Annotated in this window: 8 protein-coding genes and 1 pseudogene; 7 read left to right on the top strand and 2 right to left on the bottom strand. The window is 72.6% G+C overall.

Features of this window, described 5'->3' with window-relative positions; translation table 11 throughout:
- The coding region (locus KBX39_RS16005; RefSeq protein WP_210871303.1) for a 2-phospho-L-lactate transferase CofD family protein at nt 1-144 on the bottom strand (144 nt) is incomplete at its 3' end.
- Between the two features lie 98 nt (nt 145-242).
- Between KBX39_RS16005 and KBX39_RS16010 the strand changes: the two genes are divergently transcribed.
- The 6 genes and pseudogenes from KBX39_RS16010 (at nt 243) to KBX39_RS16035 (ending at nt 6,876) form a co-directional block, all read left to right on the top strand.
- On the top strand, nt 243-1,193 hold the full coding sequence (locus tag KBX39_RS16010; protein WP_210871299.1) for a hypothetical protein: 951 nt from the start codon (nt 243-245) through the stop codon (nt 1,191-1,193).
- Between the two features lie 159 nt (nt 1,194-1,352).
- Nucleotides 1,353-3,883: pseudogene (locus KBX39_RS16015) on the top strand (bifunctional FO biosynthesis protein CofGH).
- 153 nt (nt 3,884-4,036) lie between these two features.
- Complete coding sequence (locus KBX39_RS16020) at nt 4,037-4,333, top strand: hypothetical protein (protein ID WP_030501355.1); 297 nt, start codon at nt 4,037-4,039, stop codon at nt 4,331-4,333.
- 73 nt (nt 4,334-4,406) lie between these two features.
- Entirely contained in the window at nt 4,407-5,804 is a 1,398-nt protein-coding gene (locus tag KBX39_RS16025; RefSeq protein ID WP_210871301.1) for a DUF4331 domain-containing protein, read from the top strand.
- 12 nt (nt 5,805-5,816) lie between these two features.
- The gene (locus KBX39_RS16030; RefSeq protein WP_043326469.1) at nt 5,817-6,155 is read left to right on the top strand and encodes a hypothetical protein; all 339 of its coding nucleotides are present in this window, start codon (nt 5,817-5,819) and stop codon (nt 6,153-6,155) included.
- Nucleotides 6,156-6,615: 460 nt separating this feature from the next.
- Nucleotides 6,616-6,876 (top strand): WhiB family transcriptional regulator, encoded by a 261-nt coding sequence (locus tag KBX39_RS16035; RefSeq protein ID WP_013284161.1) that lies wholly within the window; start codon nt 6,616-6,618, stop codon nt 6,874-6,876.
- An 82-nt stretch (nt 6,877-6,958) separates the two neighbouring features.
- On the opposite strand, the gene KBX39_RS16040 is transcribed toward KBX39_RS16035, so the two are convergent.
- The gene (locus tag KBX39_RS16040; protein ID WP_018787548.1) at nt 6,959-7,408 is read right to left on the bottom strand and encodes a metallopeptidase family protein; all 450 of its coding nucleotides are present in this window, start codon (nt 7,406-7,408) and stop codon (nt 6,959-6,961) included.
- Nucleotides 7,409-7,561: 153 nt separating this feature from the next.
- On the opposite strand from KBX39_RS16040, the gene KBX39_RS16045 reads away from it, so the two are divergent.
- A complete protein-coding gene (locus tag KBX39_RS16045; protein WP_043326466.1) occupies nt 7,562-7,936 on the top strand; it encodes a DUF3499 domain-containing protein in 375 nt (124 codons plus the stop codon).
- Nucleotides 7,937-8,170: the final 234 nt, after the last annotated feature.

The following is an 8,170-nucleotide window of genomic DNA, read 5'->3' on the forward strand; positions in this document are numbered from 1 at the left end:
GCAGACCTTCAGCCCGTGCAGCAGCAGATCGTCGCCGACGTTCACCACGGCGGTCACCTCGGCGCCCACCTCGCGGGCGTACGCCCGTACGCCGAGCAGGAAACGGGCGCCCCCGATGCCGCCGGTCAGAACCACGATGCGCATGCGTCCATCCTTCCGCACGTGCCGCCGTCGATCGCTCGGTGGCCGGAGAGACTACGCTCACTTCGGCAACTGTCCGCTTTCGTCCCCTGGGGGAGTCCGTGACCAGCCCCGCCGAGCCCGCGTCCGGCGACGCCGCGCAGGCCAGCCAGTTGATCAAGCCGTTGCGCGAACTGGCCGCGCTCGTCCTTCTCGGCGCCAACGCCGTGCTGCTCTTCGTCGGCCTGCTGCGCCTGCTGGTGCCGGTCGACGACTACAGCACGTTCAGCGGCCGGGCGGGAAGCACGTACTTCAGCTTCGTCGGCCTGGAGGCGACGGTCCTGCCGTTGCTCGCCGTCCTGATCGCCACCGTGATCCGCCCGGTCGTGCCGAAGGCCAAGCTGATCACGCAGGTGGCGCTGGTCGAGTACGCCGTGTCCGCCGTGTTCGGCGCGCTGACGTTCCTGATCTGGCTGGTCGGCCGGCTCGCCGACGGTGAGGTGCTCGATGCGTTCCTCGGTCTGCTGACCCGCGCTGCCTGGCTGGCGCTCTTCGCGGTCGCCGCGTTCGTGGTGTTCAAGATCTGGCGCACGCTCTACTACGTGCCGAAGCCCAAGGCGCAGCCGGGCGTGTACGGCCAGGCCCAGCCCGGCTGGCCGCAGCAGCCGGGGCAGCCCGGCGGCTACCCCGGTCCGGGCGGCTACCCGCAGCAGCCCGGCCCGGGCTACCCGCAGGCCGGCTCGCCGCCGCCCGGCTGGCCGCAGCAGCCCGGCCAGTACGTCCAGCCGCAGTCGGCGCCGCCGTTCAACACCGCGCCGCCGCACGCCCCGCAGTCCGGCCCGCCGTTCGCCGACCCGCAGTCGGCCCCGCAGTCCGGCTCGCCGTTCGCCGGTCCGCAGCAGGCGCCGCAGTACGGCTCGCCGCAGTCCGCGCCGCCGTTCGGCCAGCCGCCGTCGGCCGACCCGACGCAGGCGATCCCGCGCCAGTCCGCCGAACCGGGCGCGTCGACGCCCGCCGCCGACGACGAGCGCACCCAGCGGTTCGACCGCGAGGACCCGAACCAGCCCCGCTGAGCCGCGCGGCGGGCGACGGAGCGCCGTCGCCCGCCCGACGGCAGGCTCCCGACGGCCCGCGCCGGTCCCGCTGTGAGGCGGGCCACGCGGGCCGTCCCGTTGCCCGGACCGCGAGCGGGCGCGGGCGGCCTGTCGCCCGGCAGCGCATAGGCTGGGCGGATGGTTGATCGCAGCGACCCCGAACCGACCGAGGCGAGCGTCCGGCGGGCGCTGGGACGGGCCGCCACCGGCCGGGCGCTCGACGCCGACGAGGCCGGCGCGCTGCTCGCCGCGCGCGGGCAGATGCTCGACGAACTGCTCCGGATCGCCGGTGAGGTCCGCGACGCCGGGCTGCGCGACGCCGGGCGGCCGGGCGTGGTCACGTACTCGAAGAAGGTCTTCATCCCGCTGACCCGGCTCTGCCGGGACCGCTGCCACTACACTACTGCACGTTCGCGACCGTGCCGCACCGGCTGCCCGCCGCCTACCTGGAGCGCGACGAGGTGCTGGCGATCGCCCGCGAGGGCGCCGCGCAGGGCTGCAAGGAGGCGCTGTTCACGCTCGGCGACCGGCCGGAGGAGCGGTGGCCGGCGGCCCGCCGGTGGCTGGACGAGCGGGGGTACGACTCGACGCTGGACTACCTGCGCGCCTGCGCGGTGGCGGTGCTGGAGGAGACCGGCCTGCTGCCCCACCTCAACCCGGGCGTGCTCTCCTGGTCGGAGCTGCAGCGGCTCAAGCCGGTCGCGCCGAGCATGGGCATGATGCTGGAGACCACCGCCACCCGGCTCTGGTCCGAGCCGGGCGGCCCGCACTTCGGCTCACCGGACAAGGAGCCGGCGGTCCGCCTGCGGGTGCTCGACGACGCCGGCCGGGTCGGGGTGCCGTTCACCACCGGCATCCTGATCGGCATCGGCGAGAACCGGGCCGAGCGGGTCGACGCGATCTTCGCGATCCGCCGCGCGATGCGGGAGTACGGCCACCTCCAGGAAGTGATCGTGCAGAACTTCCGCGCCAAGCCGGACACGGCGATGCGCGGCATGCCGGACGCGGAGCTGCACGACCTGGCCGCCACCGTGGCGGTGGCCCGGGTGCTGCTCGGCCCGAAGGCCCGCATCCAGGCTCCGCCGAACCTGATCGCGGGCGAGTACGACCTGCTGCTGCGCGCCGGCATCGACGACTGGGGCGGCGTCTCCCCGGTCACGCCCGACCACGTCAACCCGGAGCGCCCCTGGCCGCACCTGGAGGAGCTGGCGGCGCGTACCGCGAGTGCCGGGTTCACGCTGCGCGAGCGGCTGACCGTCTACCCGGAGTACGTCCGCGCGGGCGGCCCGTGGCTGGACCCGCGCCTGCTGCCGCACGTCACGGCGCTCGCCGACCCGGCCACCGGGCTCGCGGTCGAGGAGGCCCGCCCGGTGGGGCAGCCCTGGCAGGAGCCGGAGGAGACCTACGGCGGCCGGACCGACCTGCACGCCACCATCGACGTCACCGGCCGCACCGAGGACCGGCGGGGCGACTTCGACAGCGTGTACGGCGACTGGGCCGAGGTGGCCGGCAAGGTGGCGCCGCAGGCGCGCGCGGGCGTACCCCTTGCCGGTGGCGCGGACGCCGACCTGCGCGCGGGCCTGCGGCTGGCCGCGGACGACCCGGCCGCGCTGCTGACGCCGGCGCACGAGGCGAAGGCGCTGGCGCTGTTCGGCGCGGACGGCCCGGCGCTGGACGAGTTGTGCCGGCTCGCCGACGACGCGCGCCGGGACGCGGTGGGTGACGACGTGACGTACGTGGTGAACCGGAACATCAACTTCACGAACGTCTGCTACGTGGGGTGCCGGTTCTGCGCGTTCGCCCAGCGGGAGAGCGACGCCGACGCGTTCCGGCTGTCCCTGGAACAGGTCGCCGACCGGGCCGAGGAGGCGTGGACGGCCGGCGCGACCGAGGTCTGCCTTCAGGGCGGCATCGACCCGAAGATGCCGGTCACCGGCTACGCCGACATCGTCCGGGCGATCAAGGAGCGGGTGCCGGGCATGCACGTGCACGCGTTCTCCCCGATGGAGATCGTCACCGCCGCCGCGAAGGCCGGCGTGCCGGTGCGGGAGTGGCTGCTCCAGCTCCGCGAGGCCGGGCTGGACACCATCCCGGGCACCGCCGCCGAGATCCTCGACGACGACGTGCGCTGGGTGCTCACCAAGGGCAAGCTGCCGGCCGCCGCCTGGGTCGAGGTGGTGAGCACGGCGCACGAGCTGGGCATCCGGTCCAGCTCCACGATGATGTACGGCCACGTCGACCACCCGGGCCAGTGGCTGGCCCACTTCCGGGTGCTGGCCGGGGTGCAGGACCGTACCGGCGGGTTCACCGAGTTCGTGGCGCTGCCGTTCGTGCACACGAACGCGCCGATCTACCTGGCCGGCATCGCCCGCCCGGGTCCGACGTGGCGGGAGAACCGGGCGGTGCACGCGATGGCCCGGCTGCTGCTGCACGGCCGGATCGGCAACATCCAGTGCTCCTGGGTGAAGCTCGGCGACGAGGGCACGGTGGCGATGCTGCGTGGCGGCTGCAACGACCTCGGCGGCACGCTGATGGAGGAGACCATCTCCCGGATGGCCGGCTCGGGCAACGGCTCGGCCCGTACCGAGGAGCAGTTGCGGGCCATCGCCACCGCCGCGGGCCGCCCGTTCCGCAAGCGGACGACCGCGTACGGTCACGCCGGCGCCTGAGGTCGAACCTTTCCCCGTCGCCTGCCGTACCTGTGGATGCCGGCGGCGGTTTCGGCGAGGACCGCCGCCGGTGACCCCAGAACCGGGGCCCGGCGGTGTCCGGGCGTCCCGGGCCCGTTGTGGCGCTGCGGCGCCGGTCCGGAAAGGTTGCCGATGAGCACTGACGAGACCACCGACGCGCCGAAGAAACGGCGGACCTGGCCGCGGTTGACCCGCAGGCAGACGCTCACCGCCGCGGCGAGCGCGACGCTGGGCGCCGCCGCCCTCACCGTGCCGGGCCTGTCCGCCGCGCAGAACTCCCCCACGGCGAGCCGGCGCGACGAGCCGATCGTGGCTCACCTCCGCGACGCCGCCACCGGCGCGATCGACGTCTTCGTCGGTACGACAAGGGTCGAGATCCGCGACCGCGGTCTGGCCGACCGCCTGGTGCGCGCCGCCGGCCGGCGCTGATCCCACCCCTCCACCGGCGTGGGCTCCCGGCGCCGGTTCCGTCTTCCGTTCCCCCGACGAAGGTGCGTCCGCCATGTCCTCTCACCGCGAGGCCCCGGAGATCGCCAAGGATCCGGTCGCCGACAGTTCCGACCTGTACGCGTTCGTCACGCCGAGCCAGCCGGACACGGTCACGTTGATCGCCAACTACGTGCCGGTGCAACTTCCCTCCGGCGGCCCGAACTTCTTCGAGTTCGGCGACGACGTCCGGTACGAGATTCACATCGACAACGACGGCGACGGTAATCCGGACGTCACCTATCGTTTCGAATTCACCACGGAGATCACGAACCAGAACAGCTTTCTCTACAACACCGGGCCGATCGAGTCGCTGGAGAGCAAGAACTGGAACCGGCGGCAGTTCTACCGGCTGACCCGGATCGCCGACGGCCGCGCGCGGGTGCTGGCGCACAAGCTGCCCTGCCCGCCCTGCAACGTCGGGCCGCTGTCCACCCCGAAGTACCAGAACCTGGTACGCCAGGCGACGTTCAAGCTGTCCACCGGCGAGAAGGTGTTCGCCGGCCAGCGTGCCGACGGCTTCTTCGTCGACCTGGGCGCGGTGTTCGACCTGGGCACGCTGCGGCCGTTCCAGCAGCTGCACGTGGCCGGCAAGAAGCTGTTCCAGGCCGAGGGTGAGCCGGTTAACGCGCTGGACCGGCTGAACGTGCACAGCATCGCCGTGCAGGTGCCGCTGAACCAGGTGCGCCGCAAGGCCGCCCGCTACGGCGTGGCCGACCGCGCCTCGACCATCGGAGTGTGGACCACCGCGTCCCGCCAGCAGGTCCGGGTGCTCGGCGACCGGGTCTCCGCGGACACCGCGGCCGGCCCGTTCACCCAGGTGTCGCGGCTCGGCAACCCGTTGTTCAACGAGGTCATCGTGCCGATGTCCAGGAAGGACGTGTGGAACACGCTGCCGCCCTCGGAGGACAAGCGCTTCGCCGGGTTCGTCGAGCGGCCCGAGCTGGCCGCGCTGCTGCCGGCGCTGTACCCGGGCGTGTTCGGAAATCTGGACGCGCTGAACAAGTCCAAGAAGCCGCGCGCCGACCTGGTGGCGATCCTGCTCACCGGAATCCCGGCCGGACTGATCGACGGCTTCGCCAACACCACCGGCGACGTCCAGGCGGACATGCTGCGGCTGAACACGGCGATCCGGCCCAGCCGCACACCGGACCGGTTCGGCGTGCTCGGCGGCGACCTGGCCGGTTACCCGAACGGCCGTCGCGTCGCCGACGACGTGGTGACGATCGCGCTGCGTGCCATCGCGGGCCTGACCGTGCCACTTGTCGACAAGACGTTCCGCCCGGACGCCGCCGCCGCGGCGGTCACGCCGGGTCTGAGCGCGGCCGACGTCACCGCGCCGTTCCTGGCCGACTTCCCGTTCCTCGGCACACCGTACGACGGGTTCGGCAACCCGCAGGCGAAGAAGTCCTGACGGGAGACGCGGATGTCACACCATCACGATCTCGGCCCGTCGGAGGTCGGCAGCGTCGTGCTCGACCTCGGCGGCGACCGCGGCGCGCTGATCATCCACACCGGCCGGGACCTGCACGGCCGGGAAATCGAGATCAGCCGGGCGGACCTCGACAGCCCGCGGACCCACTCCGCGGTACGCGAGCGGCACGTCCTGGACGGGGTCTTCCACAGTGCCGTCTACCCGGACCTGGAGGCGGGTGTCTATACCGTCTGGTGGGACGAGAACACATCGGCCGGCGCGATCTCTGTTACCGGTGGGTGTATCGCCGAATTCGTCTGGCCGACCAGCTCACCCGCCCGGGTGGACTGAACCGGCGACCGCGCCTACGCCTGCGCCCTGTCCACATGGTGGACGGGGCGCAGTCGGCGTTGGACGGCTCGGCGGGCGGTACCGCAACGAGCGCGTTACCCTTTGGCCCACCAATTCTGATCTTGGTACGAGCGGCCGGCGGGGGCGTCCGGCCGGCCCGCCGGCGGTGCGCCACGGCAGAAAACTTCCGGCAACTCGCCGGGGAGGGCGTTACTCGTCCGGGGTCTGAATCGATAGGGCAGGTTGCGAGGCTACGGGCGACCGCGGCGGTCGTCCCGGACGTGTCGGGAGGGCGACTCCATTATCAAGTTTGGCTTGACGGCGCACGCATTACACGCGTGTAATTTGAATGGGGTTGTTCGCGCGGAACGCAACAAATGGTGACCGTACGGACAGGCACGCCTTTCGCGTGGGGGGTTGCAGCGGCGAATGACGCCGGTGCGCGACAAGGAGGCAATCGATGGACGGCCAGCTCGAGGTGGCCGACCTGCTCGGGAACGCGCCGGAGTGGCAGGAGCGGGCGCTCTGCTCGCAGACCGACCCGGAGGCGTTCTTTCCCGAGAAGGGCGGCTCGACCCGCGAGGCGAAGCGCATCTGCTCGCGGTGCGAAGTGAAGACGGAATGCCTGGAGTACGCGCTCGGCCACGACGAGCGGTTCGGAATCTGGGGTGGCCTCTCCGAGCGGGAGCGGCGCAAGCTCAAGCGGCGGGTCGCCGCCTGATCCACGTACGGGCCGACGGGCGGTGGGGGCCGCCCGGGCCCGGGTCGCTGTCCGGCCGGCGGGGGCCGGCCGGGTGGCGGCGTCAGGCCAGCTCGTCCGGGTCCACCCCGAGCAGATTCGCCACCTGCTCGATGATCACGTCGTGCACCAGGTCGGCGAGATCCTCGCGGTCCATCGCGCGGAACTCCAGCGGCCGCCGGTAGAGCACGATCCGGGGCGGCACCTCCTGGCGGCCGGGCCGCCCGGGCAGCAGCCGGGCGAGCGGCACCTCGCCGTCCTCCAGCACGTCCGAGTCGTAGACGTTCAGATCCGGCGGGACGTCCTCGACCGCGAACTCCACCCCGGCCAGCTCCTTGGCGAACCGGCGTTCGAGCGTCTCCACCGTGTCGAGCACCAGGTCGTCGAAGACCTCGGCCTTCGTCCGGGCCAGCGGGACGGTGGCCGGCACCAGCCGCCCGCGCAGCCCGCGACCGTGCCGGTCACGGTGGGTGCGCCGGCCGGAGCCGGGGCGGCGGTTCTGCGGGCTCGTCATGACGGACAGGGTAGCCCGGGGTGGCGGTCCACCCGTCGCCGCGCGGCTGTCCGGCGCGCCGGGGAGCCGATCGGAGGAATTGTGATCACCATGACGGGCGTGTCGTAACGCGAAGCGGTGCGCCGGACCCGGTAATGGGGATACCCTGCCGCCGTGAGGTCACCACGGCGCTGCTCCCGTAACGGCTGCCCCCGGCAAGCGGTCGCCACATTGACCTATGTCTACAACGAGTCGACGGCGGTGGTGGGCCCGCTCGCCGCGTTCGCCGAACCGCACACGTACGACCTGTGTGAGCCGCACGCCCGCAGCCTGACCGCCCCGCGCGGCTGGGACGTGGTGCGGCACGAGGGTGAGTTCGAGCCGCCGCCGCCCACCACCGACGACCTGGTGGCGCTGGCCGAGGCGGTCCGTGAGGCCGCCCGCCCGGCCCCGCCGCGCCCTCCGGAGGACGAACCCACCACCAAGCCCCAGGCCCCCCACCAGCAGGGCCGCCGGGGCCACCTCCGGGTCATCCCACCCCACCACTGACCCCCTCCGCCGGCCTCCGCGCGTTGATCAAGGAGTTTGTGTCAAGGAAACCGTGTCCGGAAGACACAAACTCCTTGATCAACGGATTGGGAACCCGGGGTCAGTGGCCCAGGAAGCGGTTGAAGAGATCGGCTCGGCGAGACGGGCGGGACGTGCGGTGCTCGGTGTGGTCGGCTGAGGACATGATCCTCAGGCCGGCGTTCATCGCCAGCCAGCGCAGCGGCTCCGGTTCCC

This window comes from Micromonospora sp. D75, from assembly GCF_018070405.1.
Taxonomy (GTDB): Bacteria; Actinomycetota; Actinomycetes; order Mycobacteriales; family Micromonosporaceae; genus Micromonospora; species Micromonospora chalcea.

What these genes read in the sequence shown, in the direction of transcription:
- KBX39_RS16020 (WP_030501355.1), top strand. Translation starts at nt 4,037, where the DNA reads ATGAGCACTGACGAGACCACCGACGCGCCGAAGAAACGGCGGACCTGG.
- KBX39_RS16025 (WP_210871301.1), top strand. Translation starts at nt 4,407, where the DNA reads ATGTCCTCTCACCGCGAGGCCCCGGAGATCGCCAAGGATCCGGTCGCC.
- KBX39_RS16030 (WP_043326469.1), top strand. Translation starts at nt 5,817, where the DNA reads ATGTCACACCATCACGATCTCGGCCCGTCGGAGGTCGGCAGCGTCGTG.
- KBX39_RS16035 (WP_013284161.1), top strand. Translation starts at nt 6,616, where the DNA reads ATGGACGGCCAGCTCGAGGTGGCCGACCTGCTCGGGAACGCGCCGGAG.
- KBX39_RS16040 (WP_018787548.1), bottom strand. Translation starts at nt 7,408, where the DNA reads ATGACGAGCCCGCAGAACCGCCGCCCCGGCTCCGGCCGGCGCACCCAC.